Source organism: Brevundimonas sp. AC546, from assembly GCF_979258305.1.
Genome location: NZ_OZ409849.1, coordinates 2,106,355 through 2,131,394, shown reverse-complemented (window position 1 = coordinate 2,131,394; position 25,040 = coordinate 2,106,355). Strand labels below are relative to the sequence as shown.

The window sequence follows — 25,040 nt, the reverse complement described above, 5'->3', positions numbered from 1 at the left end:
TAGGGTGGCGGATCGGCTCTGGCGAGCCTCAGCCTGCGCGCGACACTGTCACAGGGCGGGCGCGGCCGTTCTGGATCAGTTCGCCGGTCCAGCCCCTGGCGGCGGGTTGCAGACGCAGTTCGCCGCCGGACAGGGGGATGACGGCGACGTCGGCGCTCCTGGAGGCCGGCCCTGCCAAACCACCTTGGTCGATCCCGGCCGGGGCGTCCAACCGACGCCAAGCGCCCTCGATCATTCGCCCTGCGCCGCGATCCGTCAGGGCCAGGGACAGCAGGGGCTTTCCATCGTGGCCGACGACGCGCCAGCGGCCGTCCAGAGGACCGCTGCGGGCGTCCGCGTCGATCTGGGCCTGGGCCACGCCCTGATCATAGGCGATCTCTGCGTCAGTAGGGCTGACCTCGTAACTGCCGACATAGGCGTTCACGTCGACGGGGGTGGTCAGGGGGCGGCGATGCCGATCGGTCGCGGCGTCGCCCTGCGCCTCTTCGCGACCAAAGTCCGAGGGCGGCTCGAACGGACGGACGACCGGCGCCCGATAGGTTTCGGGCGTGGCGTCCAGCAGACCCGTGGTCTGAATAGCGGGCTCCAGAGCGACGACGGAGATCAGGACGAACAGGATCATGAAGACACCCTGCCAAATCCCGCCCCGCGGCGCCTAGCCGTCGATGCAGGCTCGAACGGAAACGTGATTCCGCGTGATGGAACCGTTCACACGGCAACAATCCGCCGATGTTGGTCCCTGTGCGTTGACACCGGCCCCCCAGGGTCACAAAAGCCTTCGCAACCGCACACGGCGATTGAATTCATTCGCTTTTGAGAACCATTCGCATGACCCAGCCCAGCCCGACGCCGGGTGGCGCCTCTAGCGACCGGACCGGTCGTTTCGTCACCCAACCGAACGGTCACATCGCGCCGCTTTCGCCCCATATGAGCGTCTGGCGCTGGCACGTCACCATGACGGCCTCGATCCTGTTCCGGGCCACGATCATCGCCGCCACCGTGGGCGTGCTGTTCGTGCTTGCGTGGCTGGGCGCACTGGCGTTCGGACCGGAACATTACGAGTGCGCGATGCGGCTGGCCGGTTCGCCGCTGGGCTTGTTCGTCTTCTTCGGCCTGACGGTGGTGCTGTTCTCCTTCATCCTGAACGGCGCGCGTCACACCTATAACGACACCGGCAACGGCCTGACGGTGAAGTCGGCGACGCTGCTGTCCAATATCGCGGTGTGGGGGCCGGTCCCGCTGGCTGTGCTGTTCTGGGTCGTCCTGTTCGCCATCGGGAGGGTCTCGCTGTGAGCGGCGCCGCCAAGTTCAAGAACAACGTCAAGGTTTCCGAGCGCCACGGCGCCGGCGAATGGCTGACCGAGCGCGTGCTGCTGGTCGCTCTGCTGCCGCTGGGCCTGTGGGTCGCCTCGACCGGCTTCACCCTGGCGGGCGCCGGCTACGATGCGGCGATGGCCTGGTTCGCCAATCCGCTGAACGCCGCCCTGATGGCGATCACGGCCGTGGTGTTCTTCGGCTACCTCAGCCTGGCCTGGAAAGTGATCCTGGAAGACTATGTGCCCAGCGCCGGAACGCGCGGCCTGCTGGTGATCCTGCTCAACATCGTCTTCCTCGTGCTGGCCGCCGCCAGCGTCTTCTTCATCGTGCGGCTGGCGCTGGGTTCGGCGCCGCTGCCCGCTGGTTTCGGAGCCTGATTTACTGATGGCCGCTTACGAACTGATCGATCACGAATACGACGTCGTCGTCGTCGGCGCCGGGGGCTCGGGCCTTCGCGCCGCGCTCGGCGCCGCCCAGCAGGGGCTGAAGGTCGCCTGCGTGACCAAGGTCTTCCCGACACGCTCCCACACCGTCGCCGCCCAGGGCGGCATCTCCGCCTCGCTGGGCAATATGGGCGAGGACAGCTGGCAGTGGCACATGTACGACACCGTCAAGGGGTCGGACTGGCTGGGCGATCAGGACTCGATCGAATATCTGGTCCGCAACGCGCCCAAGGCCGTCTACGAACTGGAACACTGGGGCGTGCCCTTCTCGCGCACCGAAGAAGGCAAGATCTACCAGCGCGCCTTCGGCGGCATGACCCGCAACTTCGGCGAAGGCCCGGTGCAGCGCACCTGCGCCGCCGCCGACCGCACTGGCCACGCCATCCTGCACACCCTGTACGGCCAGTCGGTGCGTCGGGAAGTGAAGTTCTTCGTCGAATATTTCGCGCTCGACCTGATCATGCAGGACGGCGTCTGCACCGGCGTGACGGCGCTGCAACTCGACAACGGGCAGCTTCACCAGTTCCGCGCCAAGATGGTGGTTCTGGCGACCGGCGGATACGGACGCGCCTATTTCAGCGCCACCAGCGCTCACACCTGCACCGGCGACGGCAACGCCATGGTGTTGCGCGCCGGCCTGCCGCTGCAGGACATGGAGTTCGTCCAGTTCCACCCGACCGGCATCTATGGCGCCGGCTGCCTGATCACAGAGGGCGCGCGGGGCGAGGGCGGCTATCTGACCAACTCGGAAGGCGAGCGCTTCATGGAGCGTTATGCGCCGACCGTGAAGGACCTGGCGCCGCGCGACATGGTTTCGCGCTCCATGACCATCGAAATCCGTGAAGGCCGCGGCGTGGGTCCGAACAAGGACCACATCTACCTGCACCTGGACCACCTGGATCCCAAGATCCTGCACCAGCGCCTGCCGGGCATTTCCGAAAGCGCCAAGATCTTCGCCGGCGTGGACGTGACCAAGGAGCCGATCCCGGTCCTGCCGACGGTCCACTACAACATGGGCGGCATCCCGACGAACTATCACGGCGAAGTTCTGACGCTGCGCGACGGCAATCCCGACAGCGTGGTGCCCGGCCTGATGGCCGTGGGCGAGGCGGCCTGCGTCTCGGTGCACGGCGCCAACCGCCTGGGCTCCAACTCCCTGACCGACCTGGTGGTGTTCGGCCGCGCCGTCGGCCTGCGCTGCGGCGAGGTGGTGGACAAGGCGTCCGCCGTGCCGTCGGCCTCCAAGGCCCAGACCGACGCCCACCTGGCGCGCCTGGACCGCTTCCGGTTCGCCGACGGCTCGACCCCGACCGCCGAGCTGCGCCTGTCGATGCAGAAGGCCATGCAGGCCGATGCAGCGGTGTTCCGCACCGGCGAAACCCTGCAACAGGGCACCGACAAGCTGCGCGCCATCGAGGCGGCCGGCGCCGACATCAAGACCACCGATCGCGGCCTGATCTGGAATACGGACCTGATCGAGACGCTGGAGTACGACAACCTGATCGCCCAGGCGATGGTCACCATCGAGGGCGGCCTGAACCGCACGGAATCGCGCGGCGCCCACGCCCGCGAGGACTTCCCGGACCGCGACGACGTCAACTGGATGAAGCACACCCTGGCGTGGAAACGTCCGGGCGAGCAGGTCCAGATCGATTATCGTCCGGTCCACAACTACACCATGTCCGACGACATCGCGTATATCGAACCGAAGGCGCGGGTTTACTAAGATGGTCCAGCTTACTCTCCCCAGAGGCTCCAAGCCGACGACGGGCAAGGTCCACAAGGCCGCGCCGGGTTCCAAGGACGTCAAGACCTACAAGGTCTATCGCTACGATCCCGAGGTCGATGCGGACCCGCGCTGGGACAGCTATGAGGTGCCGACCGGCGACCACGGCCCGATGCTGCTGGACGCCCTGATCCACATCAAGAACACCATCGATCCGACCCTGTCGTTCCGGCGGTCCTGCCGCGAGGGCATCTGCGGTTCGTGCTCGATGAACGTGGACGGGCGCAACGCCCTGGCTTGCACCAAAGGCTGGGACGAGTGCGCCTCGCACAACATCACCATCGCCCCCCTGCCCCACCAGCCGGTGGTCAAGGACCTGGTGACGGACCTGAGCCTGTTCTACGCCCAGTACGACTCCATCCAGCCCTATCTGCAGTCGGACGAGCCCGACCCGGAGAAGGAACGCCTCCAGACCCCGGCCGAGCGCGAGAAGCTGGACGGCCTGTACGAGTGCATCCTGTGCGCCTGCTGCTCGACCTCCTGCCCCAGCTACTGGTGGAACCAGGAAGAATACCTCGGCCCGGCGGCGCTGCTGCAATCCTATCGCTGGATTTCCGACAGCCGCGACGACGCGACCGACAAGCGCCTGGACGACCTGGAAGACCCGTTCAAACTGTATCGCTGCCACACGATCATGAACTGCGCCCAGGTCTGCCCCAAGGGGCTGAATCCGGCCAAGGCCATCGCCGAGACCAAGAAGCTGATGGTCGCGCCGAGCCGCAAAAAACAAGCGGCCTGACTTAGAAACCCCCGAAGCGCCGCTTCGGGGGTTTTTTGTTGTCCTCTAGTCGGCCAGCTTGAGCCCGCAGTGGGCGGCGAAATGACGAAAGTCGGAATCGCCGGAGATCAACGGGATACCCGCATCGATGCAGGACTGGGCGATCAGGGCGTCGGCCAACCGCGCCTTGAGGCCGCGCATCGCAAGCGCGCGGCGATTGAGCGCCGCCCTCTCCCAATAGCCGTCGATCACCGGCACGAGGGGCGCCGCGCCCAGCAGGGCGTCGAGATCGCTTTCGGGCGACGGGGCCGACAGCAGTTCCGTCAGGACCAGGGGCGGCAGCACCAGTCTCTCGTCACGAAGGGCGCGGCGAACTGCGAGTCGCGCCGGTCCGTCGAAGCCGTGCAGGAAATGCAGGACCGCGTTGGTGTCGGCGGCGATCAAACCGTGCGATCCGATCCGTCCAATGTCCGATCCTGGCGCAGGTCGTCGAGATCGACGTCCAACGGCGCGCGCCCTTCCAAGGCCAGCATGCGACGGCTCCAGTCCGAATGCGCCAGGGTTTCGAGCGCCCGACGCAGGGTTTCCGTCACACCCTGGCCCGTCGCATCCTGAGCCGCCGCCAGGAGGCGGGCTGGCAGGATGGCGGTGATCTTTCGCATGTCGTTCATGGGTCGATAATGCCATACCGAGATGCTGGCGCCAACTTACGGTCTTGCGCGGGCGGCATGGCTTGATATGAGCGGCGCATGGCCAGCATCACCTATATCGAGCATGACGGAACCGAGCACGTCGTCGACGTGAAGCCGGGGCTTTCCGTGATGGAAGGCGCGATCCGCAACAATGTACCGGGCATCGACGCGGACTGCGGCGGGGCCTGCGCCTGCGCCACCTGCCATGTCTATGTCGATGAGGCCTGGCGCGAAGCGACAGGCAAGCCCAGCGCCATGGAGGAGTCGATGTTGGACTTCGCCGAAGAGGTCGAGCCGAACAGCCGGCTGTCATGCCAGATCCGCGTTTCGGACGCCTTGAGCGGCCTAGTGGTGCGGTTGCCGCAGAACCAGCACTGAGATGGGCGAGACGGGGCTGATCGACAGGATCGGCCTCTGGATCGGCCGCTGGATCAAAGAGGCCGACCCTGCCGGACCGCCGCCGATCCTGGGGATCGCGGGGTCGCAAGGGTCTGGAAAATCCACCTTGGCGCATGAGGTCGCCGAGCGGTTCGGCGGGGCGACGGTGTCGCTGGACGATGTCTATCTGACCAAGGCGGAACGGATGGACCTGGCGGTGCGTGTGCATCCGCTGTTCGCCACGCGTGGGCCGCCGGGGACGCATGACCTGGGTTTGCTGCATCGGCTGTTGTACCGGCTGGGGCGCGCCGGGCCGGACGACCTGACGCTGCTGCCCCGGTTCGACAAGCTGGCCGACGACCGCGCGCCCGAGGCGGACTGGATCGTCGTGAAGGGGCGGCCGAGGGTGATCGTGCTGGAGGGGTGGTGCCTGGGGGCGACGGCGCAGGTAGCGATGGCTTTGGTCGCGCCGATCAATGGGCTGGAAGCCGAGCAGGATGCCGACGGCCTGTGGCGGGGCGCGATCAACGCGGCCCTGGCGCGAGATTATGCGCAGTTGCGCGCGGGGCTGGACGCTTTGGTGTTTCTGAAGGCGCCGTCGTTCGATGTCGTTCTGGACTGGCGCTGCGAACAGGAGGCGGGGCTGATGAAGCGCGACGCCGTGCCGCCGGAGCGGCGCGCGGCCCTGGCGGTCTTCGTCCAGCACTATGAGCGGCTGACCCGGCATATGATCGAAGGCGGCGTGGCCGCCGACCTGATCGTCGATCTGGACCGGGATCGCCGGGTCGTGGGCCTGAAGGGCGGGGATTTCCTCGCGGCGACGGCGGCCGTGGCGCCGGAGGCGGCCTCGCGCGTTATCCAGCCATGAGCCTGTTTGGATCCAAACCCGCCGCCACGGAAGACAGACGGTCGGCGGCCCGTCGACCGGCCAATGCGCGCGGCGTCGTCTGTGCGCCCGGCTTGGAGACGGCGTGTCTGATCGTGGATCTGTCGGACGGCGGGATGAAGGTGCGGATGGACCGGGGCGCCGCCCTGCCGCGCGAGGTGGTGGTGGTCGATGTCGCGCAAGCCGTGGCCTATCCCGCGACCGTCGTGTGGCAGAGGACGAACGAGGCGGGGCTGAGACAGACCGGCGCCAAATCCCTACGCGGCCTGGCGCCCGCCCGTCTGGTCGGGGCGCGTGAGGCCTGGCTGAGAGCTGGGGGCCGCTAGAGCCCGGCGGGCATGGAGCCGGCGTTGATGGCGATCCGGCCCACCAGACCCTTGACGATCAGGTCGAGCGCCGAACCCTCGCGGTAGTCGGCGGCGGCGACGAAGTTGACCCGGTCTTCCGAGATCAGCGAATAGACCTTCTTCTGGTCCTTCTCGTTCGAGCGCGGATCATAGACGGCGATGGAGAAGCCGCCCTTGGTGTGCATCATCTTCATGGTCGGCACGTCGGTGTCGCCATCGCCGATGAAGATCATCCGGTCGAACGGCACTGCGCGCTCGTCGTCAGGGATGAAGTGGTTGATCCGCTCATGCTCCCAGTGGTTCTTCACCCCTTTGTTGATGCGGAACAGATATTGGGTCTTGGTGGTGTAGTTGACGCCGACCGCCGGCCAGGCCGCCTCGCCCTTGTCGTCATAGACATAGTGGGAGGCGAAGACGTGGTTCAGGGCGGGGCGGATCGGCGTGCCGTCGATCATCTCTTCCAGCCCGGCCGAGATGATGTAGTGCTCGATCTCCAGCCCGTATTTGGCGCCGAAGGCGTTCATCCGGTCGAACCAGCTGAGATCCTTCAGACCCTCGAACAGGGCCACGGCCTCGCCGTGCTGGCGCAGGGTCTCGCGCGTCACCGGGGCGCCGTTCTGGCGCGCGTGATGCAGCATCAGCTGCATGTACATCAGGATGCCGTCGCCATCGGCGTCCTTGGTCAGGCGCTCCGCCTCTTCCCAGAAGGCGCCGATGCCCATGCCGACGGAGGGAATGAACGACACCTCCTGCATGTTGCCGCGCGCCAGGGTGCCGTCGAAATCATAGATCAGGGCGGTCTTCAGCAGCGGGGTCTTGGGTTCGGACATGAGGGCGAGATCCTTGGTGGAACCCGCCCTCTATATCAGCCCGCCGCGCCCGTCGATTGGCGACGCTGGCCGAAGGTGGGGGCGGCGGCCTTCTGCTCGGCCCAATAGTCCGCGCCCGTCGTCGGCTTGAACATGGTGCGCGGCGCGCCGTTGCGGGCCACCACGGCGAAGGTGTTGGTCGAGGCCTGATAGATCAGGGTGTCGCCGTTGGGCCGTTTCACCGTTTCCGCGTCGCTGGGCGGCTTGGTGGTGAAGGCCGTGACCTTGTCCAGATAATCCTCGGCCGAGCCTGCGCCGAAGTCGGCGCCATTTCGGTCGTAGAGACGGGTGATCTTCGCATCGACGGTCTCGCGCCGGTTGGCGGTCAGGACCGGTTTCTCCTGCGGCGTCGCGGCGTCCTCCCCGCTCGTCGCCATGGACGTCAAGGCTACCGGCTCGGCCGCCGCCGTTCGGTCCCGCGTCTCCACCGCCGAACTGTTGTCGCAGGCGCTAAGCCCCAGCAGTCCGCACAGGACCAGCGCGGCCCCTCCCCTCGTCAGCGTTCTCATTCTTCCCTCCAGATACCCGCTGGGCGCGACGAAAGCACAACTTTATTGTTCGTGCAATGTTCTCGTCTCGACGGCGTCACGCGGGGCGGCTAGACGAGGATCATGGACAATCGCTCCCTCTCGAACCGCAAGATCTTGCTGATCGTCGGCGGCGGCATAGCGGCCTACAAGGCGCTGGAGCTGGTGCGGCTGATCGCCAAGGCGGGCGGACAGACGCGGGTGATCCTGACCGAATCCGGGGCCGAGTTCGTGACGCCCCTGTCGCTGGCGGCGCTGAGCGGCCATCCGGTGCGCTCGGGCCTGTTCCATCCCGACGACGAGACCAGCATGGGCCATATCGAGCTGTCGCGCTGGGCCGACCTGGTGGTCGTGGCGCCGGCGACGGCGGGGTTGATCGCCAAGGCGGCGAACGGCTTGGCCGACGACCTGGCCTCGACCACCCTGATCGCCACGGACAAGCGGGTGCTGCTGGCGCCGGCGATGAATGTGCGGATGTGGGAGCATCCGGCGGTCCAGACCAATATGGAACGGCTGAAGGCCTTTCCCGGCTTCCACGGCGTGGCGGTGGTCGGGCCGGACGAGGGCGAGATGGCCTGCGGTGAATATGGCTTTGGCCGGATGGCGGAACCGACGGCGATCCTGGAGGCCATCGAGGGCCTGCTGGCCGGGGCGGGCGGACGGCCGCTGGCAGGTCGCAGGGCCGTGGTCACCGCCGGGCCGACGTTCGAGCCCATCGACCCGGTGCGAGGCCTGACCAACCGCTCCAGCGGCAAACAGGGCTACGCCATCGCGGCGGCTCTGGCCGAACTGGGCGCAGAGGTGACGCTGGTGTCCGGGCCGACGGCGCTGGGGGCGCCGACGGGCGTGACGCGGATCGACGTGGAGAGCGCGCTGGAGATGCAGGCGGCGACGCGTGCGGCCCTGCCCGCCGACATCGCCGTGCTGTCGGCCGCCGTCGCCGACTGGCGCGTGGACACCATCGCCGGCGGCAAGATCAAGAAGGGACCGGGCGGCCCGCCGACCCTGGCCCTGATCGAGAACCCCGATATCCTGGCGGGCGTCGCCGCGCCGGGACCGAACCGGCCGGCCCTGGTCATCGGCTTCGCCGCCGAGACCACGAACCTGGAAGCCAATGCGCGGACCAAGCTGTCGAGGAAGGGTTGTGACTGGATCATCGGCAACGACGTGTCCGACGACGTGTTCGGCTCAGACGGCAACGCCGTGCTGCTGGTCACGGCCGACCGGACCGAGACCTGGCCGCGCCAGTCCAAGACCGCCATCGCCCGAGCCGTCGCCGCCCGTATCGCCGACCATTTCAAGAGTGCCCAATGACCGAGACCGCCATCCAGATCCTGCGCCTGCCGCATTCCGAGGGCCTGCCCCTGCCGGCCTATGAGACGGCCGGTTCGGCGGGCATGGACCTGCGCGCGGCCGTGCCGGAAGACCAGCCGATGACCCTGGCGCCGGGCCAGCGGGCGCTGGTGCCCACAGGGGTGAAGATCGCCTTGCCGCTGGGTTACGAGGCCCAGGTGCGGGCGCGCTCGGGTCTCGCTTTGAAGCACGGCATCATCTGCCCGAATGCGCCGGGCACCATCGACAGCGACTATCGCGGCGAGTGCGGGGTGATCCTGGCCAACATCGGCGCGGAACCCTTCGTTATCCGCCGGGGCGAACGTATCGCCCAGCTGGTGATCGCCAAGCACGAACGCGCGGACTGGGTCGAGGTCGAGACGCTGGACGACACCGCGCGGGGGACCGGCGGGTTCGGATCGACGGGGCGTTGAGACGCGGCCACGCATCAAGCAGGGTGGCGAAACAACCGACGGTCGCCTAGGCTCTGACCCTAGAGATGAGGGCATGATGGAAGAGGCGCTTCGGGTCCTGAACGAGCGGGAGAAGGAGGCGTTGCGCCTGCTGGCCAACGGCCATGACGCCAAGTCCGTCGCACGCCATCTGGGCTTGTCTGTCCACACAGTCAACGAGCGGCTGCGATCCGCCCGGCGCAAGTTGGGTCTGACCAGCAGCCGTGCGGCCGCCCGGAGACTGGCCGTCGCGGAGCGCTCGGACCGGCCCAAAATTCTTGGATACAAGGATTTCGGGGAGGACGCGCCGACGGAGAGCGTGACAGAGGTCGCGCCATCGCAAAGCCGCCGCGGCCCGGGTTCGGGACGGTGGATCATTGGAGGACTCCTCGTGATGCTGTCGCTCGCCGTCGCCGCCCTCATTTTCACCCAGGCCGCTGTCGCCCCTGCGCCCCCCATCGTGTCGCCGACAGGCCAGGCCGCAACCGTCCCGGCCGCGACGGTTGCGGCGGCCAGACCAGGCGAAGAAGCGGCCCTGATCTGGGTCGGCCTTGTGGACCGACAACAGTGGGCCGACAGCTGGAGCACGGCGGGGAGCTTTTTCAAGGCCCAAGTGACCGAGGCCGATTGGGCGTCCACGGTCCGATCGGTGCGTGAATCCGTCGGTCCCCTTGTCTCGCGCACCCAGAGCAGCACGACCCCGGCGACCATTCTGCCGGGGCTTCCTGTCGGCGACTATCAGATCATCCAGTACCGGACAGCCTTTCGTGACAAGCCCGCTTCCGTTGAAACCGTCACTCTGGCGCGTGAAGGCGAGACCTGGCGCGTGATCGGGTACTTCATTCGCTGAGGGCGGCCCCTCCCCGGATGCGGTCATCCTCGCCCTTGTGGCGAGGATCCAGACTCCCGGCGGATCTGCAAGACGCGCCACCGTTGGACACCGGGAGTTTGGATCCCAGGGACAGGCCTTGGGATGACGATTTGAGGGATGGGGAAGCGGCTCGCGATCAGATGAGGCGCCCCCCTACGCTCCCTCACCCCTCCAGCGGCAGGACCACCACCCGGTCGTAGCCGAAGGCGCCGTCGGTCACGGGCAGGGCGACATATTTGTCGGTCGAGGCGTCGATGACCTGGCGGACGAAGGCGTTGAAGGCGTCCCGATCAGCCGAGGTCGCGCGCACCACGACGAAACCGTGCGACATGGGCTCGATGACCCGGCCGCGGCCCCGTTCGCGAAGTTCGGACAGTTTGACAGGCATTTCGACCTCCCAAAGAAGGCCATTGATGGCGCGGCCGGGCAGGCGTGTCCTTCACATGTGTTAAAGACCGGCGATTCTCGAAGAAGCGGTCGGCCTCAGCCTTCGACGTGGGGCGGGCAGACCGGCGTCGCGTCGTCGGAGCGTTCCAGACCGCCGATGACGACCTGAACGACCGGCTCGGGCCAGTGTTCGAAGTTGGCCATGCCTGCGGGTACGGTGCAGACCGAGGTCGGTGCGGGCGGCTGGGCGCGGCCGCCGGCGTAGCGGACGACGAAGCCGGCGTATTTCAGCCCCTGGTCCTGGCTGTTCTCGACCTTGAGCAGCGACCCCACGTCCTGGCGGGCGTGCAGGGCGAAGCGGATCGTGCCCGGCTCGGCCGTGTTGAGCGGATCGCGCGAACCCTGGGCGGGCGGCAGGACGTCTGCGACCTGGATCCGGTCGACCCGCGTCAGATCATAGGTCCCGTCGGCGTTGCGGCGCAGGATGGCCCGCTCGCCCGCAGCGACGTTCAGCGTGCCCTGCACATAGCTGGATCGGCGGCCGGAGACCTGCTGAGGCGTGGCCGGATGGGGCGGTTGCGGGGCCGCCTGAACGACGAACCCCGCAATCAAGGCGGTCAACAGCATGATCAGCTCCGGTTGTTCGAAGCCTCAGTTCGTCCGCCTGGGGGACGTTTCGTCAAGCCGGAAACGTCCGGGGCAGTCCTTACGCCTGGCCGGTCTCGACCGGCTGTTGGGCGATCTGCTGCTGGCGGGCGATGTAGATGGCGGCGAAGTCGATGGGGTCGAGCTGGAACGGGGGATAGAAGCCGCCGTCGGCCGTGGCGCCCGAGATGATCTCGCGCGCGAACGGGAACAGGTAGCGCGGGCATTCGATCAGCAGCAGCGGCTCGATGTCCTGCTCCTGGACGTTGGCCAGCTGGAACAGGCCGCCATAGACCAGTTCGACGTGGAAGACGGGCTGGTTCTCGTGGGTGGCCTTGATCGACAGCTTCAGGTCCAGCTCGAACAGGCCGTCCGGGCGACCCTGGGCGGCCATTTCGACGCCGAGGTCGATGGCCGGCTTGCCGTCGATACGCAGGGATTCCGGGGCGCGCGGGTTCTCGAACGAGAAGTCGCGGACGTACTGGGCCAGGATGCGGAAGCCGGGGCCGGCAGGCTGGCCCTGTTGGGCCTCGCCTTGCTGGGGCTGTTCGGCGGGGGGGCGACGTCGGTCATGGAACGGTCTTTGGCGCAGTTTGAGGCCGATGAGGCCGGAATGAGGCGCCGCGACTACCATGCCGGGACGCTTGGCCGCAACGTCGCGCGCGCGATTGGGGGGCGCGCTTCGCCTTGCCTCGCCCTATATGACACCGTAATCACGCCAGACATACGTTTGACGCGTCCGTCGTTCGCTACAGGAATCTCCCCTTGAACATACCTGTCCAGTTCCAGGTCGTCGTCTTCGCCTTCATCGCCGCCTTCGTGCTGTTCCAGCTCTATAACGTCCTGGGCAAGCGGGTCGGCCGCCAGCCGCAGGAAGACGCCAAGGCCGTCCTGCCCGGCCCGGCGCCGGCCGAGACCGCCAAGATCCCGGCCATCGACCCCGCGACCCTGGCCTCCATCGCCACCCTGAAGGCGCGCGACCCGGCATTTGATCCGGCGCGGTTCCTGGACGGCGCGCGTCAGGCCTATGAGACCATCGTGCGCGGATACGCCGCCGGCGACCGCGCCGCGCTGAAGCCGCTGTTGAAGCCGAACGTCTTTGCGTCGTTCGAGGCCGGCATCGCGGCGCGCGAGACGCGCGGCGAGACCGAAACCGTCGAGTTCCTGTTCCCGCCTCGCGCCGATCTGGAAGGCGCCGTGGCCGAAGGCGACCGGGCCGTGGCCAAGGTGCGGTTCCTGGGCGAACTGCGCAGCCGCGTGACCAAGGCCTCGGGCGAAACCGCCGATTCCGAAACCGGCGAGCCGCTGGTGGAAGAGCGCCGCACGGCCGAGCATTGGACGTTCGAGCGCACCCTGGGCGCGGCCGATCCGAACTGGGTCCTGGCGCGCGTCGAGCCGGCCAACGCCTGATGTCGGTGCTAGGCCGGTCGGGCGGCTGGTCGCTGATGCTGGCGAGCCTGCTGGCCGTCGGCGCCTGCTCCACCGGGCCGATGACGCCGGGCGCGACGGGTTCAACCGGACCGCAGACGGGGCCCGTCCCCTATACGCCGTCACCGACGACCGTTCCCCAGCCCACGCCGTCCAACGCGCTCAGCCCCGCCGTCCTGCCGGGCTGGAGTGAAGAAGACCATCTGGCGGCCTTCCGCGCCTATCTGGACGGATGCGGCGCGGCGCGTGACACGGCGTCGCGCGCCGTGTGCGGGCGCGCCAAGGCGATGGCGACGACCACCACCGTCACCCCGTCCGACGCCCGCGCCTTCTTCGAGGCCAGTTTCAGCGCGGTTCCGGCGACCACGGCCGACGGTCGTCCCGGCCTGCTGACCTCCTATTTCGCACCCGAGTATCCCGCGCGACGTCGGCCGGACGCCGTGTTCACCGCCCCTGTCCTGCCCAAGCCCGCCAATCCGCGCGGCGCCGGCGACCGCGCCTATATCGAATCCAGCGCCCGCCCCGAACAGGCCCTGGCCTGGATGCGGGCCGAGGACCTGTTCTTCCTGCAGATCCAGGGTTCGGGCTATCTGACCTTCGAGGACGGGACGCGCGGCCGTGCCGCCTATGCCGCCGATAACGGCAAGCCCTTCGTCGGCATCGCCCGGCCGATGGCCCAGCAGGGTCTGCTGCCGCAGAACGGCACCTCGGGCGATGCGATCCGGGGCTGGCTGGCCGATCACCGGGGCTATGAGGCGCAGGCCGTCATGGCCTTGAACCCGCGCTACATCTTCTTCCGTCTGGATGGGGACGACGACGGTCATCCGGCGGGCGCAGCGGGGATTCCCCTGACCGAGCGGCGCGCCATCGCCGTCGATCCGGCGCACTGGCGCTATGGCGAGCTGGTCTGGCTGGAGGCCGACGGCGGTAATCTGCGCGGCGCCACGGCCAGCTATCGCGGCCTGGCCATGGCGCTGGACACGGGATCGGCCATTCGCGGGTCTGTGCGGGCCGACCTCTATATGGGGCGCGGCGACGCGGCCGGGGCCGAGGCCGGGACCGTGCGCCATCCTTTAAGGATGTGGCGGCTGGTCCCGAAGGGTTAGTCCCCGCCCCTCAGGCCAGGTCCTCGATCTCTTCCTCGGTCAGTTCGCCAGGAACGATGGTGACGGGCAGTTTTCGACCGCCCAGCTGAGCGCCTTGTTTGATGATGGCCGATACCAGCGGGCCGGGGCCGCGCGAGCCGGTTCCCGCCGCCAGGACCAGGATCTTGATGTCGGGATCCGCCGCGACGACCTTCTTGATCGCGGCCTGGGCCTCGCCGCGTTCGATCAAAAAGATCGCGGCGGCGCCAGAACGGGCCATGGCGTCTTCGCCTAGCCGGTTCAGCAGGATTTCCGCCTCCTCGCGCTGCTGGCGTTCGATCTCTTCGCGCACGCCCGACCAGTGAGCGTCGCTGTCGGTGGGTAGGACGCGCAGCATGACCACGCGCCCGCCCGTCGATTTCGCCCGGCGCGAGGCGAACCGCAGGGCGGCCTCGAACTCGGGGCTGTCGTCGACGACGACGAGGAATTTTCTCGGCATGGCGGCCTCCCCAGCCAGATTAACGAATGAAGAGGCCGTGAGACGCCCGCTTCGTCAAGCGCCGAAGACGTTCCCGCCCTATCCGTTCACCGCCGCCGTCGCCAGGTCGCGGATCGTGGCGTTGGCGATGGTCAGTTTGGCGAAGGTCCAGCCCGCGCCGGACTGTTCGATCTCGTCCACCGAGGCGCGCACGCCTTCGACCGCCGCCTGTTTGGAGCCGATCCACGCGTCCACGGCGCCCTCGGCCGCATCTTCGCTGACGCCCACCGACGGATCGGAGGCGCGGGCGACGGCGCGGGTCAGGGTCGCCTGCTCGTTCATCAGATCCTCAATCAGGCGACGGACGGCCAGGCGATCGAAATGATCCGCAGACGGAATGGAGCCGGCGGCGGCGCGCAAACGGTCGAAGTCGAAGGCGGCCCCGACCTGGTGATACAGGCGCGCCATGGCCGCGACAGGCCAGTTCGCTTCCTGCGCCAAATCCCCGATGTCGGAGGCGGCGACCAGCGGACGCATGATGGCGATGCTGCGGGTCAGGTCCTCGGGCGCGCCGTGATCGGCGAACTTCTTGACCCGCGCGTCCAGACGTTCCTGTTCGAAGCGCGACAGGACCAGCGAGCCCTCGGCCTGAAGGGCGTCGGCGATCGGGCGATAACGGTCGATCAGGGCCTGCACCGATACGCCGCCCTTGGCGCGACGGGCCAGCCAGAAGGTCTGGCGGCGCAGGACGACGGCGATCTCCTGATAGAGGGCCGTCTGGGCCTCGGCCGAAATCTTCAGGTCCAGGGCCGAGACGGCGTCCCAGGCCTGGTCCAGGCGGAAGACGCGGCGCGCGGCCTCGAAGGCGATGATCAGGGCGGTGGTGTCGCATTCCGCCGAACCGCGCAGGCGGTCGGGGAAGGTCGGGCCGCACATGTTGACGACTTCGTTGGCCATGACGGTGGCGATGATCTCGCGCCGCAGCCGGTGGCTCTTCATCTCCGGCTCGAACCGGGCGAGGGCGTCGGGGAAGTAGCGGACCAGGATCTGTTCGAAGAAGGGATCCTCTGGCGCCTGCGAGGCGACGATGTCGTCCGACAGCTCCAGCTTGGCATAGGCCATCAGGACCGCCAGCTCGGGCCGCGCCAGCGGAACGCCGGCGGCCATCAACTCCTTGACGCGGAGGTCGTTGGGCAAACCCTCGACCTTGCGGTCCAGCTTGCCGCGCGCCGACAGGGCCTGCATGAACCGCTGCTGGGCGTCCAGAGCGCCGACGCCTTCGGCCTGTTGCAGGGTCAGGGCCAGGGTCTGGTCGTAGTTGTGGGCCAGCACCTTGAGGCCCACCTCGTCGGTCATGGAGGCCAGCAGGGCCGGACGCTGCTCGACCGGCAGTTCGCCGTTGGTGACGGCCGAGCCGACCAGGATCTTGATGTTGACCTCGTGGTCGGACGTGTCGACCCCGGCGGAGTTGTCGATGGCGTCGGTGTTCATCCGGCCGCCGGCCTGTCCGAATCCGATGCGACCCGCTTGAGTGAAGCCCAGATTGGCGCCCTCGCCCACCACCTTGACCCGCAGTTCGTCGGCATTGATCCGCAGGGCGTCGGTGCCCTTGTCGCCGACCTGGGCGTCGGTCTCGGCGGCCGATTTCACATAGGTGCCGATGCCGCCCAGATACAGAAGCTCGGCCGGCGCCTTGAGGATGGCGCGAATCAGGCTGACAGGGTCCAGCACGTCGTCGGTCACGTCCAGCGCCGCCTTGATCTGGGGCGTCAGCTGGATCGACTTGGCCGAGCGCGAGAAGACGCCGCCGCCTTCCGAGATCAGGGCCTTGTCGTAGTCCTGCCAGGACGAGCGGGGCAGGTCGAACAGGCGCTTGCGTTCGGTCCAGCTCGTCACATGATCCGGGCTCGGATCAATGAAGATGTCGCGGTGATCGAAGGCGGCGACCAGACGCGTCGCCTTGGACAGAAGGGCGCCATTGCCGAAGACGTCGCCCGACATGTCGCCGACGCCGACCATGGTGAAAGGCTGGGTCTGGATGTCCTTGCCCATCTCGCGGAAGTGGCGTTTGACCGCCTCCCAGGCGCCGCGCGCCGTGATGCCCATGGCCTTGTGATCGTAGCCGATGGAGCCGCCGCTGGCGAAGGCGTCGCCCAGCCAGAAGCCGTAGGAGGCCGAAACGCCGTTGGCGATGTCGGAGAAGGTCGCCGTGCCCTTGTCAGCCGCCACGACCAGATAGGGGTCGTCACCCTCCCACGCGACCACATTGGCCGGATGGGTCACCGAACCGTCGGCGGCGATATTGTCGGTGATGTCCAGAAGGCCGGACAGGAAGGTGCGATAGGCGCGGATGGCCTCGCCCTGGATAGCCTCGCGGTCCGTCGTGCGGGGCAGTTGCTTGGGATAGAAGCCGCCCTTGGAGCCGACCGGCACGATGACGGCGTTCTTGACCTGCTGCGCCTTGACCAGGCCCAGCACCTCGGTGCGGAAGTCGTCGCGACGGTCCGACCATCGCAGACCGCCACGCGCGACCGGGCCGAAGCGCAGGTGAACGCCTTCGACGTGGGGCGCCCAGACGAAGATCTCGCGATAGGGTTTGGGCAGGGGCAGGTCTTCAAGCTCGCGCGAGGCGATCTTGATCGCGATATGCGGCTTGGGCTCGCCGTCGGCGTTCAGCTGGAAATAGTTGGTGCGCTTGATCGCGCCGATCAGGGCAGCGATACGGCGTAGCGCCCGGTCGTGATCCAGGCTCTTCACGTCCTGAAGCAGGGCGACGATCTTGGCGTCCAGCTCGGCGACGGCGGGGGCGCGGTCGTCGGCCGAGCCGCCGGTCGGCTCGAACTTGGCCTTGAACAGCGACAGCAGGGCGCGGGCCGCGTCGGGATATTCGCGCAGGGCCTCTTCCTGAACCGTCTGCGACGGATCCAGGCCGGTCTGCTGGCGATAGTGGGCCAGGGTGCGGATCAGGGCGGCCTCGCGCCATTCGACGCCCAGTTCGATCACCAGGCGGTTGAAGCCGTCGCTCTCGTTGCGGCCGGTCCAGACGGCGGCGAAGGCCTGTTCGAACGGCCCCTTCACGTCGTCGAAGATCAGCGCCTCGCCGCGCGGATCCTCCATCAGGAACTCGTGGACGTGTATCTCGGTCTCGCCTGTCGGCCGGATCGGATAGCCGTACTCTTCCAGCGTCTTCAGGCCCATGTCCGCCAGGATCGGCAGAACGTCGGACAGCGGCACGGCCGGACCGCGACGATAGAGTTTGAATCGGAACTGCAGGCGGCTGTCGTCGTCGGTGCGGAAGGCGCGCACGGCGACCGCCTTGCCTTCGCCGGGCAGACCGGTCTCGTTCAGCCGGTTCACATATTGCAGATCGATCGCGGCCTCATCGGCGTCATAGCGGTCGCGATAGGCGGTCCCGAAGGCGCGGGCCCATTGAGCGCTCAGCGGTCCGACAGCGACTTCCTCGACGCCCGAGCGACGCAGGGCGCCTTCGAAACGATCGATCCAGCCGCGACCGGCCTCGGCGACATCGGCCTCCAACTGAGCGGCGTCGGGGATGGGGTGGGCGCCGGGCTCGACACCGATGATATAGTGGATCCGCACCAGGGGCGCGTCCGACAGTTGCGGATACCAGGCCGAGATCCGGCCGCCCCAGGCCCGGGCGACGATCTGGCCGATACGTTCGCGCACGGCGGAATCAAACTTCTCGCGCGGGACGAAACACAGGACCGAAACGAAACGATCGAAGGGATCCTGGCGCGAGAACAGGCGGATGCGCGGACGGTCGTAGAGGTGAAGGATGCCCAGGGCGATGGACAGCAGCTCGTCCTCGCTGATCTGGAACAGTTCGTCGCGCGGGTAATTCTCGAGGATATTCTTGAGGCGTTTTTCGTTGTGGCTGCCCGGCGCCTTGTCGGCGCGCGCCAGGGCGTTCGCCACCTTGCGACGCAGCAGCGGCACTTCGGTCGCCAGCTGGTCATAGGCTTCCGATGTGAACAGGCCGACGAAACGGGTCTCGCCCGTCGCCTTGCCGTCCGGGCCGTAACGCTTGACCCCGACATAGTCCATGTAGGCGCGGCGATGCACGCGCGAGCGGGCGTTGGCCTTGGCCACTGTCACAGGCTCGCTGAGGTCCAGCTGGCGGCGCATCTGACGCGTCAGGACCGCCGGCTCGGACGCGCGGCGCAGCACGGTGCGTTCCGGGTCGGCCAGAATGCCCAGGCCGTCGGTGGACTGGCCCAGGGGCGCCTCGGCCTCATAGTCGCCGTCGGCGTTCAGCGGATAGTCGTAGTCGCGCGCGCCCAGAAAGACGAAATGGTCGCTCTTCAGCCATTTGAGGAAGGCGATGTTCTCGGCCAGCACGGCGGGATCGACCGACGGCGGGGTCGCCTCCAGCCGCTGCACGGCCTGGCGCATCAGGGCCGTCATGGCCTCGTGGTCGGCGACGGCGGCGTGGACGTCGGACAGGCTCTGGGCCAGGCCCTCGCCCAAGACGTCGCGACGCTCCTGCGGCACGCTGTCGATGACCAGCATGATGATCGACAGGCGACGGCCGTCCAGCTCCACCACCGGGTGGAACAGGGCGCGCACCGAGACCCCGGCCTCGGCCAGAGCGCCCATGACGCTGTCCACCAGGAAGGGGGCGTCCGCCTGGACGATGCGGACCAGATCGTAGTCGAGCGCCTTGCCGTCCGCGCCCTGCAGCGGGCCGACGGTGATGGCGGGCGCCGCGGCGTCGTTCGGATAGGTTTTGGCGGCGGTCCAGGAGGCGGCGAGCAGGGCGGCCAGATCCTCGCCGCTCAGCTCAGGCGTCTCGTCGGCGGCATAGTCTTCGTGCGCCTGGGTCAGATAGGCCTGCTCGACTGCACCGGGCCCGGTCCCAACGATCTTGGCGAAGGCCGCCTCCAGCGCGGCCTTGGTGATCGGCTGAACGGAGGTTTGGCGCAGATCGGGGGCGGTCATGGACGAGCAGTCTCGAACAACGCGGCAGGGCCGCAAGAAATGCGGCGCGACGCGGCGCCACCCCGCTGACTAGGCCAGGTCCGGTCGCTCGGGAAGCCCCTGGCGACCGATCCTTGTAATGATCAGTGATCAGGTTGGAATTATTGTGCACCGCCACAAAGCAGAAAGCCGCCGGACTGGGGGAGTCCGGCGGCCTGCGCGAGCTGCGCCTGGAGGGGAGGGAGGGCGCCGGCTTCGCTTCGCTGCGGTTCGGAGGGGGGTGTCCCGCAGCGTCGAGACAGAAATGGGAAGCCCGTTTCGCCGTTCAAGAGCGAACCTCGGCGATTCTTAGCGACATTTTGGCCTCTGTCCGGGGCCGACCACTGGCATGGACAACGGATTTCGATGCTATGCGTTGTGAGGGGTCAACGGTGAAGCTGGAGCACCCGATCATATGCGTCGCTTTCTTATAGGGTCCATCGTGGCGGCCGTTGTCGGCCTGTTGCTCGCGGGCGCGGGATACTGGGCTTATTGGAACTTCTATTCCCGGTTCCAGCCGGTCACGATCAGCCGCAACCAGGCCGAGGTGCAGCAGTTGCTGGACGAAGCGTCGTGGGTGTCGGACGGAAGCGGCGGGCAGCCCCTCTATATCGTCACCTATCGCGACAGCGCTTCGGCCCATCGCTACGAACGCGACGAGGTCGCCAAGCTGAAGGCGGCGGGGATCGAGACCCGCTTCATCCTGTTCGCCCGCCCCGATCTGGAGGGCGCGGCGCAATCGACGGCGGCGGAGCGCGCGACGGTCGCCGAACTGTGGCTGACGCGCGACTGGTCTTTGTACGAACGCTGGATGGCCACCCCGGCGAACAGCTGGACCGCAGCCGGCCTGCCCCAGGCCGACGGTAATTTGACGCGCACATTCATCGTCGAGGGGACACGCCAGTTCGACGAACGGCTGAGCCGGCTGCTGAAGGAGTCCGGGGTTAAGATCAGCTATCCGCTGATCCTGTGGCGCGATCAGAACGGCTTCCTGAAGGCGTGCGGCTGCACCGACCGCCGCGCCTGGGCCTTCATCCGTGACGATGTCGGGGCGCCGGATCGGCTGGGCGAGACGCAGGGCGACATTGCGCCGCCCGAGGACGAGACCGGGGTTCCAACGCCGCAAGGCGAGGCGCCCGCCATGCCCTATCCGGCGCTTCCGGCCATCCCGCCGGTCGATGCGCCGGATGCGAACACGACGCCGACGCCGGGATCGCCTCAGGCCCAGCCCGCCGCGCCGTCTCGACCGAACCGGCCGACCACTCCGCCGCGCGCAGCGCCGGCCCCGACCAAGCAGGACGACACGACCTTCTATTGATCAGAGGGTGCGGCAGGCGGCGATCAGGCGATCGACGTCCTCGGCGTCCTGATACAGGCCGAAGCCGAAGCGGATCACGTCGTCGCGCACATCGGTGACCACGTCCGCCTGGCGAAGACCGGCGCACCAGGCCTGCGCGTCGGGATGGCGCAGGGCCAGGAAACGGGCGCGCGGTGCGTCGCCGCCCACCGGATTGAGAATTTCGGCCTGGCCCAGAACCCCGGCGCGACCGTCCTGTACCGCCGCCTGGAAGCGGTCTGCCAGATCGCGAGCGTGGGCGGCGACGGCGGCGGTGGTCAGACCCTGCTCCTCAAGCATCCGCCGCGCGGCGTTAAATCGATAAAGCGCCGAACAGTCGAAGGTCGCCCCCCAGAAACGGCCGCCGTCGCTGCGATATTGAACCCCGCCGGGCGGTCCCGACAGATCGCCGAACTCCGCGAACCAGCCGGTCACCACGGGGCGCGGACAAAAGCCGGGCGGGGCGTGCAGGAAACAGGCCCCCTCGCCCGCCATGGCGTATTTGTAGCCGCCGGCGACATAGAAGACCCGGTCCGCCACCGCCGACAGGTCGGTCGGGGTCGCCATGAAGCCGTGATAGCCGTCGATCAGCACCCAGGGCCCTTCGGGCCGGGCCAGGGCGGCGAGATCCTGGATCCGGTCGAACAGCCCCCCGGTGCGGAAGAAGACCTGACTGACCACGATCCAGTCGTAACCGCCCTTGGCCGCCTCGGCGACGAAGCGGTCGGCGAAGGTGTCGAAGGGGGCGAGGGGAACGCGGGTGACCACCGCCTCACCGATTTCTTCCCACCGCTCGGCCTGGCGGCGGAAGGAATGGAACTCGCCGTCCGTCGCCAGGATGCGAACCGGCGTCGTCTCCACACCCGAGAACAGGCGCAGTAGGAAGTCGTGGGTGTTGGACGAGAAGACGATGCTGTCCGGCGAAGGCAGACCAAGCTCGGCCGCGACATGGGCCTGAGCCTCGGGGATCACCTGGCCGAAGACCAGATCCCACTTGTGGTCGGCGTGCAGATTGGCGTCCAGCCAAGCCTGCTGCTGCGCCTCGAAACTGGCTTCGGGCCACAGGTGATGGCTGTGCGCCGCGAAATGCAGCCGCTCCGGGGCTGCCGACAGGGCGCGGGAGAAGAGGGACTTGTAAGTCATCCCTTTTCTTACCGGCCTAACCGACGTCGCGCCAAGCGCTCAAGCAGCGAGCCGCCGCGCGGCGAGCGATAGCGCCGCGCGTAGCGTGCCTCTAAACGAGCGCCCCGTGGCAGTGTTTGAACTTGCGGCCCGAGCCGCAGGGGCAGGGGGAGTTGCGGCCGGTCATTTCCCAGCCGGGCGGCAGCATCTCGATCGGCAGTTTGGAGCGGTCGTCGCCGATCAGCGTGCCTTCCGGGTTCTGGGCCGACGGATTGGCCATCTCGTTCTCGCCGGTGCCGGGGTTCAGGTGGATTTCCTGGAACTCGGGAAGTTCGGGCGGGGCCTGGAAGCGGAACTCGACCGTCATCAACCACCGGGTGACGTTGTGGCGCAGATCGTAAAGCAGGCTCTCGAACAGGGAGAAGGCCTCGGTCTTGTATTCGTTCAGCGGGTCGCGCTGGCCATAGCCGCGCAGGCCGATGACGCCGCGCAGATGGTCCAGGTGGACCAGGTGCTCGCGCCACTGCATGTCGATCATCTGCAGCATGAACTGCTTTTCGAGGCCGCGCGTCTGGTCAGCGCCGATCTGCTCCAGGCGTTCGGCCGCACGGGCGTCGGCGGCCGCCAGCAGCCGGTCCTCGATCTCCTCGTTCGACACGCCTTCCTCGGCGGCCCAGTCGTGCAGCGGCAGCTCCAGACCCAGGGTCGAGCGGACCTTCTCGTCCAGACCGTCGATGTCCCACTGTTCGGCATAGGCCTTGGGCGGCATGTAGCGTTCGACCAGATCGGAGACCACGTCGCGGCGGAAATCGCCGACCAGTTCCGACAGGTCCTCGGAGTCCATGAACTCCTGGCGCTGCTCGAACACGGCCTTGCGCTGATCGTTCACGACGTCGTCGTATTTCAGCAGGTTCTTGCGGATGTCGTAGTTGCGGGTCTCGACGCGCTTCTGGGCGGTCTCGATGGCGCGGTTCAGCCAGGGGTGGGTGATGGCCTCGCCCTCGGCCACGCCGAAGGTCTTCATGATCGAGTCCAGCCGATCGCCAGCGAAGATGCGCAACAGGTCGTCCTCGCAGGACAGGTAGAACTTCGATGTGCCGGGGTCGCCCTGACGACCGGTGCGGCCGCGCAGCTGGTTGTCGATACGGCGGCTCTCGTGACGCTCGGTGCCCAGAACGAACAGGCCGCCGGCGTCCAGGGCAATCTTCTTCTGGACGGCGATCTCGGCCTTGAACTCGGCTTCCTTGGCGACCTCCATCTCGTGGGTGACCTCGACCGCCATGTTGCGCTGTTCGAGCATCCACTTCTGCATCTTCATCTCGAGGTTGCCCCCGAGTTGAATGTCGGTGCCGCGGCCAGCCATGTTGGTGGCGATGGTCACCACGCCCGGCAGACCGGCGTCAGCGACGATATAGGCTTCCTGCTCATGCTGTCGCGCGTTCAGGACGCTGTGCGGAATGCCGCGCAGCTTGGTCTCGTATTGAATGTCGTAGGCGGCGTCGCCGATCTTCTCGGCTTCCTTGGCCTTGCCTGCATATTCCGGCTTCAGCGCGCGCGAGACCTCGACCTTGTATTCGTAGCGGCTCAGCAGGTCCGACAACTGTTCCGAACGCTCGATCGACACGGTGCCGACCAGGATGGGTTGACCCGCCAGGTGGCATTCAGCGATCTGTTTGGCGATGGACTGGTTCTTCTCGTCGTGGGTCCGATAGACCTCGTCGTCGAAGTCCTTGCGCTGGATCGGGCGGTTGGTCGGCACCTCCAGCACGTCCATCTTGTAGATGTCGCCGAACTCCTGCGCCTCGGTCGCGGCCGTGCCAGTCATGCCCGACAGCTTTTCGTAGAGGCGGAAATAGTTCTGGATCGTCACCGAGGCCAGGGTCTGGTTCTCGGGCTGGATCTTGACGTCTTCCTTGGCCTCGATGGCCTGGTGCAGGCCTTCGGACAGGCGGCGTCCGGTCATCATGCGGCCGGTGAACTCGTCGATCAGAACGATCTCGCCGTCTTTGATGATATAGTCCTTGTCGCGCTGATACAGGGTGTTGGCGCGCAGGGCCTGGTTGGCGTGGTGGACCAGGCTGATATTGGCGGCGTCATAGAGGCCCGTGGTGTCGGCGGCGAAATGCCCGCCGCTTTCCAGCGCCTCTTCGATCCGCTCGGAGCCGAGCTCCGTCAGCAGAACCTGCTTCTGCTTCTCGTCGAGCTCGAACGCATCCTTGTCCTTGATCAGTTCCTTGATCAGGCCGTCGAGCACCTTGTAGAGGTCCGAACGATCTTCGGTCGGACCCGAGATGATCAGGGGCGTGCGCGCCTCGTCGATCAGGATGGAGTCGACTTCATCGACGATGGCGAAGTTGTGCGGACGCTGCACCATCTCGCGCCGGTCATAGACCAGGTTGTCGCGCAGATAGTCGAAGCCGAACTCGTTGTTGGTGCCGTAGGTGACGTCGGCGTTGTAGGCCTGCTGGCGCTGCCCCTGGCTGAGGCCGTTGACGATGACGCCGACCTCGAGGCCCAGGAAGCGATAGACCTTGCCCATCGTCTCGGCGTCGCGGCGGGCCAGGTAGTCGTTCACGGTGATGACGTGGACGCCCTTGCCGGGCAAGGCGTTCAGATAGACAGGGGCGACGGCGACCAGGGTCTTGCCCTCGCCGGTCCGCATCTCGGCGATGCCGCCTTCGTTCAGGATCATGCCGCCGGCCAGCTGGACGTCGTACTGACGTTGGCCCAGCACCCGCTTGGAGGCCTCGCGAACCACGGCGAAGGCCTCGGGCAGGATCTTCTCCAGCGTGTCGCCGTTGGCCAGACGATCCCGGAAGGCGTCGGTCATCATCCGTAGTTCGTCGTCGGACAGGGCGGCGAACTTGGGCTCCAGCGCATTGATGCGCTGGGCGTGGTCCTGGAAGGCCTTGACCTTGCGGTCGTTGGAAGAGCCGAAAAGTTTCTTGGCGAAGCCGAGCATGT

The 25,040-nt window shown here is 67.3% G+C and carries 25 protein-coding genes; 13 read left to right on the top strand and 12 right to left on the bottom strand.

The window, feature by feature from the left end:
- Positions 1–28: 28 nt before the first annotated feature.
- On the bottom strand, positions 29–622 hold the full coding sequence (locus ACZZZD_RS10525) for a hypothetical protein (RefSeq protein WP_463434856.1): 594 nt from the start codon (positions 620–622) through the stop codon (positions 29–31).
- Positions 623–828: 206 nt separating this feature from the next.
- Between ACZZZD_RS10525 and sdhC the strand changes: the two genes are divergently transcribed.
- Genes sdhC through ACZZZD_RS10505 form a run of 4 tightly spaced genes read left to right on the top strand, consistent with a single transcriptional unit; the run spans position 829 to position 4,285 of the window.
- Positions 829–1,293, top strand: coding sequence for a succinate dehydrogenase, cytochrome b556 subunit (sdhC, locus tag ACZZZD_RS10520; RefSeq protein WP_463434854.1), 465 nt, complete (start codon positions 829–831; stop codon positions 1,291–1,293).
- The gene (gene sdhD / locus ACZZZD_RS10515) at positions 1,290–1,694 is read left to right on the top strand and encodes a succinate dehydrogenase, hydrophobic membrane anchor protein (RefSeq protein ID WP_463434852.1); all 405 of its coding nucleotides are present in this window, start codon (positions 1,290–1,292) and stop codon (positions 1,692–1,694) included. Before sdhC ends, sdhD begins: the two co-directional genes overlap by 4 nt.
- A 7-nt stretch (positions 1,695–1,701) precedes the next feature.
- Positions 1,702–3,486, top strand: a complete 1,785-nt coding sequence (gene sdhA, locus ACZZZD_RS10510; protein WP_463434850.1) for a succinate dehydrogenase flavoprotein subunit — start codon at positions 1,702–1,704, stop codon at positions 3,484–3,486.
- Position 3,487: 1 nt separating this feature from the next.
- A complete protein-coding gene (locus ACZZZD_RS10505; protein WP_463434849.1) occupies positions 3,488–4,285 on the top strand; it encodes a succinate dehydrogenase iron-sulfur subunit in 798 nt (265 codons plus the stop codon).
- A gap of 45 nt (positions 4,286–4,330) precedes the next feature.
- Here the strand turns inward: ACZZZD_RS10505 and ACZZZD_RS10500 are convergent, their stop codons facing one another.
- Positions 4,331–4,708, bottom strand: coding sequence for a PIN domain-containing protein (locus ACZZZD_RS10500; RefSeq protein ID WP_463434848.1), 378 nt, complete (start codon positions 4,706–4,708; stop codon positions 4,331–4,333).
- Positions 4,705–4,926, bottom strand: coding sequence for a hypothetical protein (locus ACZZZD_RS10495; RefSeq protein WP_463434846.1), 222 nt, complete (start codon positions 4,924–4,926; stop codon positions 4,705–4,707). The genes ACZZZD_RS10500 and ACZZZD_RS10495 overlap by 4 nt, the downstream gene beginning before the upstream one ends.
- 87 nt (positions 4,927–5,013) lie before the next feature.
- Between ACZZZD_RS10495 and ACZZZD_RS10490 the strand changes: the two genes are divergently transcribed.
- Genes ACZZZD_RS10490 through ACZZZD_RS10480 form a run of 3 tightly spaced genes read left to right on the top strand, consistent with a single transcriptional unit; the run spans position 5,014 to position 6,546 of the window.
- Positions 5,014–5,334, top strand: a complete 321-nt coding sequence (locus ACZZZD_RS10490) for a 2Fe-2S iron-sulfur cluster-binding protein (protein ID WP_135194274.1) — start codon at positions 5,014–5,016, stop codon at positions 5,332–5,334.
- A 1-nt stretch (position 5,335) separates the two neighbouring features.
- A complete protein-coding gene (locus ACZZZD_RS10485; protein ID WP_463434845.1) occupies positions 5,336–6,202 on the top strand; it encodes a kinase in 867 nt (288 codons plus the stop codon).
- Positions 6,199–6,546, top strand: coding sequence for a PilZ domain-containing protein (locus ACZZZD_RS10480; protein WP_463434844.1), 348 nt, complete (start codon positions 6,199–6,201; stop codon positions 6,544–6,546). Before ACZZZD_RS10485 ends, ACZZZD_RS10480 begins: the two co-directional genes overlap by 4 nt.
- Here the strand turns inward: ACZZZD_RS10480 and ACZZZD_RS10475 are convergent.
- On the bottom strand, positions 6,543–7,397 hold the full coding sequence (locus ACZZZD_RS10475; RefSeq protein ID WP_463434843.1) for a haloacid dehalogenase-like hydrolase: 855 nt from the start codon (positions 7,395–7,397) through the stop codon (positions 6,543–6,545). The genes ACZZZD_RS10480 and ACZZZD_RS10475 overlap by 4 nt on opposite strands.
- 35 nt (positions 7,398–7,432) lie before the next feature.
- Positions 7,433–7,945, bottom strand: coding sequence for an S-type pyocin family protein (locus ACZZZD_RS10470; protein ID WP_463434842.1), 513 nt, complete (start codon positions 7,943–7,945; stop codon positions 7,433–7,435).
- A gap of 102 nt (positions 7,946–8,047) precedes the next feature.
- Here ACZZZD_RS10470 and coaBC point away from each other — a divergent pair, with 102 nt between their 5' ends.
- The 3 genes from coaBC to ACZZZD_RS10455 all read left to right on the top strand — a co-directional run bounded on the left by coaBC (position 8,048) and on the right by ACZZZD_RS10455 (position 10,597).
- Positions 8,048–9,277: a bifunctional phosphopantothenoylcysteine decarboxylase/phosphopantothenate--cysteine ligase CoaBC gene (gene coaBC, locus ACZZZD_RS10465; protein ID WP_463434841.1), complete on the top strand. Its 1,230-nt coding sequence runs from the start codon at positions 8,048–8,050 to the stop codon at positions 9,275–9,277.
- Positions 9,274–9,729 carry a dUTP diphosphatase gene (gene dut / locus ACZZZD_RS10460; RefSeq protein ID WP_463434840.1) on the top strand — a complete coding sequence of 152 codons (456 nt, stop codon included), beginning with the start codon at positions 9,274–9,276 and terminating at the stop codon, positions 9,727–9,729. The genes coaBC and dut overlap by 4 nt, the downstream gene beginning before the upstream one ends.
- A 73-nt stretch (positions 9,730–9,802) precedes the next feature.
- The gene (locus tag ACZZZD_RS10455) at positions 9,803–10,597 is read left to right on the top strand and encodes a DUF4019 domain-containing protein (protein ID WP_463434838.1); all 795 of its coding nucleotides are present in this window, start codon (positions 9,803–9,805) and stop codon (positions 10,595–10,597) included.
- A 184-nt stretch (positions 10,598–10,781) separates the two neighbouring features.
- Here the strand turns inward: ACZZZD_RS10455 and ACZZZD_RS10450 are convergent, their stop codons facing one another.
- The 3 genes from ACZZZD_RS10450 to secB all read right to left on the bottom strand — a co-directional run bounded on the left by ACZZZD_RS10450 (position 10,782) and on the right by secB (position 12,284).
- Positions 10,782–11,006 (bottom strand): hypothetical protein, encoded by a 225-nt coding sequence (locus ACZZZD_RS10450; protein ID WP_463434836.1) that lies wholly within the window; start codon positions 11,004–11,006, stop codon positions 10,782–10,784.
- A 95-nt stretch (positions 11,007–11,101) separates the two neighbouring features.
- On the bottom strand, positions 11,102–11,632 hold the full coding sequence (locus tag ACZZZD_RS10445; protein ID WP_463434834.1) for a hypothetical protein: 531 nt from the start codon (positions 11,630–11,632) through the stop codon (positions 11,102–11,104).
- Positions 11,633–11,711: 79 nt separating this feature from the next.
- The gene (gene secB, locus ACZZZD_RS10440; RefSeq protein WP_463434832.1) at positions 11,712–12,284 is read right to left on the bottom strand and encodes a protein-export chaperone SecB; all 573 of its coding nucleotides are present in this window, start codon (positions 12,282–12,284) and stop codon (positions 11,712–11,714) included.
- 137 nt (positions 12,285–12,421) lie between these two features.
- On the opposite strand from secB, the gene timA reads away from it, so the two are divergent.
- Positions 12,422–13,060, top strand: a complete 639-nt coding sequence (timA, locus tag ACZZZD_RS10435) for a TIM44-related membrane protein TimA (RefSeq protein ID WP_463436120.1) — start codon at positions 12,422–12,424, stop codon at positions 13,058–13,060.
- Positions 13,060–14,184 (top strand): MltA domain-containing protein, encoded by a 1,125-nt coding sequence (locus ACZZZD_RS10430; RefSeq protein WP_463434831.1) that lies wholly within the window; start codon positions 13,060–13,062, stop codon positions 14,182–14,184. Before timA ends, ACZZZD_RS10430 begins: the two co-directional genes overlap by 1 nt.
- A 10-nt stretch (positions 14,185–14,194) precedes the next feature.
- On the opposite strand, the gene ACZZZD_RS10425 is transcribed toward ACZZZD_RS10430, so the two are convergent.
- Both ACZZZD_RS10425 and ACZZZD_RS10420 read right to left on the bottom strand, forming a co-directional pair.
- Positions 14,195–14,662, bottom strand: a complete 468-nt coding sequence (locus ACZZZD_RS10425; protein ID WP_463434829.1) for a universal stress protein — start codon at positions 14,660–14,662, stop codon at positions 14,195–14,197.
- Between the two features lie 78 nt (positions 14,663–14,740).
- Entirely contained in the window at positions 14,741–19,600 is a 4,860-nt protein-coding gene (locus tag ACZZZD_RS10420; protein WP_463434828.1) for an NAD-glutamate dehydrogenase, read from the bottom strand.
- Between the two features lie 433 nt (positions 19,601–20,033).
- Between ACZZZD_RS10420 and ACZZZD_RS10415 the strand changes: the two genes are divergently transcribed.
- Entirely contained in the window at positions 20,034–20,936 is a 903-nt protein-coding gene (locus tag ACZZZD_RS10415; protein ID WP_463434827.1) for a hypothetical protein, read from the top strand.
- Here the strand turns inward: ACZZZD_RS10415 and ACZZZD_RS10410 are convergent, their stop codons facing one another.
- Entirely contained in the window at positions 20,937–22,097 is a 1,161-nt protein-coding gene (locus ACZZZD_RS10410; protein ID WP_463434825.1) for an aminotransferase class V-fold PLP-dependent enzyme, read from the bottom strand. It abuts the gene before it with no gap.
- A gap of 91 nt (positions 22,098–22,188) precedes the next feature.
- Positions 22,189–25,038 carry a preprotein translocase subunit SecA gene (gene secA / locus ACZZZD_RS10405; protein ID WP_463434824.1) on the bottom strand — a complete coding sequence of 950 codons (2,850 nt, stop codon included), beginning with the start codon at positions 25,036–25,038 and terminating at the stop codon, positions 22,189–22,191.
- Positions 25,039–25,040 lie beyond the last annotated feature (2 nt).

Coding starts and splice junctions, on each gene's coding strand:
- ACZZZD_RS10525 (WP_463434856.1), bottom strand. CDS start 622: ATGATCCTGTTCGTCCTGATCTCCGTCGTCGCTCTGGAGCCCGCTATT.
- sdhC (WP_463434854.1), top strand. CDS start 829: ATGACCCAGCCCAGCCCGACGCCGGGTGGCGCCTCTAGCGACCGGACC.
- sdhA (WP_463434850.1), top strand. CDS start 1,702: ATGGCCGCTTACGAACTGATCGATCACGAATACGACGTCGTCGTCGTC.
- ACZZZD_RS10505 (WP_463434849.1), top strand. CDS start 3,488: ATGGTCCAGCTTACTCTCCCCAGAGGCTCCAAGCCGACGACGGGCAAG.
- ACZZZD_RS10495 (WP_463434846.1), bottom strand. CDS start 4,926: ATGCGAAAGATCACCGCCATCCTGCCAGCCCGCCTCCTGGCGGCGGCT.
- ACZZZD_RS10490 (WP_135194274.1), top strand. CDS start 5,014: ATGGCCAGCATCACCTATATCGAGCATGACGGAACCGAGCACGTCGTC.
- ACZZZD_RS10485 (WP_463434845.1), top strand. CDS start 5,336: ATGGGCGAGACGGGGCTGATCGACAGGATCGGCCTCTGGATCGGCCGC.
- ACZZZD_RS10480 (WP_463434844.1), top strand. CDS start 6,199: ATGAGCCTGTTTGGATCCAAACCCGCCGCCACGGAAGACAGACGGTCG.
- ACZZZD_RS10475 (WP_463434843.1), bottom strand. CDS start 7,397: ATGTCCGAACCCAAGACCCCGCTGCTGAAGACCGCCCTGATCTATGAT.
- ACZZZD_RS10470 (WP_463434842.1), bottom strand. CDS start 7,945: ATGAGAACGCTGACGAGGGGAGGGGCCGCGCTGGTCCTGTGCGGACTG.
- coaBC (WP_463434841.1), top strand. CDS start 8,048: ATGGACAATCGCTCCCTCTCGAACCGCAAGATCTTGCTGATCGTCGGC.
- dut (WP_463434840.1), top strand. CDS start 9,274: ATGACCGAGACCGCCATCCAGATCCTGCGCCTGCCGCATTCCGAGGGC.
- ACZZZD_RS10455 (WP_463434838.1), top strand. CDS start 9,803: ATGATGGAAGAGGCGCTTCGGGTCCTGAACGAGCGGGAGAAGGAGGCG.
- ACZZZD_RS10450 (WP_463434836.1), bottom strand. CDS start 11,006: ATGCCTGTCAAACTGTCCGAACTTCGCGAACGGGGCCGCGGCCGGGTC.
- ACZZZD_RS10445 (WP_463434834.1), bottom strand. CDS start 11,632: ATGCTGTTGACCGCCTTGATTGCGGGGTTCGTCGTTCAGGCGGCCCCG.
- secB (WP_463434832.1), bottom strand. CDS start 12,284: ATGGTAGTCGCGGCGCCTCATTCCGGCCTCATCGGCCTCAAACTGCGC.
- ACZZZD_RS10430 (WP_463434831.1), top strand. CDS start 13,060: ATGTCGGTGCTAGGCCGGTCGGGCGGCTGGTCGCTGATGCTGGCGAGC.
- ACZZZD_RS10425 (WP_463434829.1), bottom strand. CDS start 14,662: ATGCCGAGAAAATTCCTCGTCGTCGTCGACGACAGCCCCGAGTTCGAG.
- ACZZZD_RS10420 (WP_463434828.1), bottom strand. CDS start 19,600: ATGACCGCCCCCGATCTGCGCCAAACCTCCGTTCAGCCGATCACCAAG.
- ACZZZD_RS10415 (WP_463434827.1), top strand. CDS start 20,034: ATGCGTCGCTTTCTTATAGGGTCCATCGTGGCGGCCGTTGTCGGCCTG.
- ACZZZD_RS10410 (WP_463434825.1), bottom strand. CDS start 22,097: ATGACTTACAAGTCCCTCTTCTCCCGCGCCCTGTCGGCAGCCCCGGAG.
- secA (WP_463434824.1), bottom strand. CDS start 25,038: ATGCTCGGCTTCGCCAAGAAACTTTTCGGCTCTTCCAACGACCGCAAG.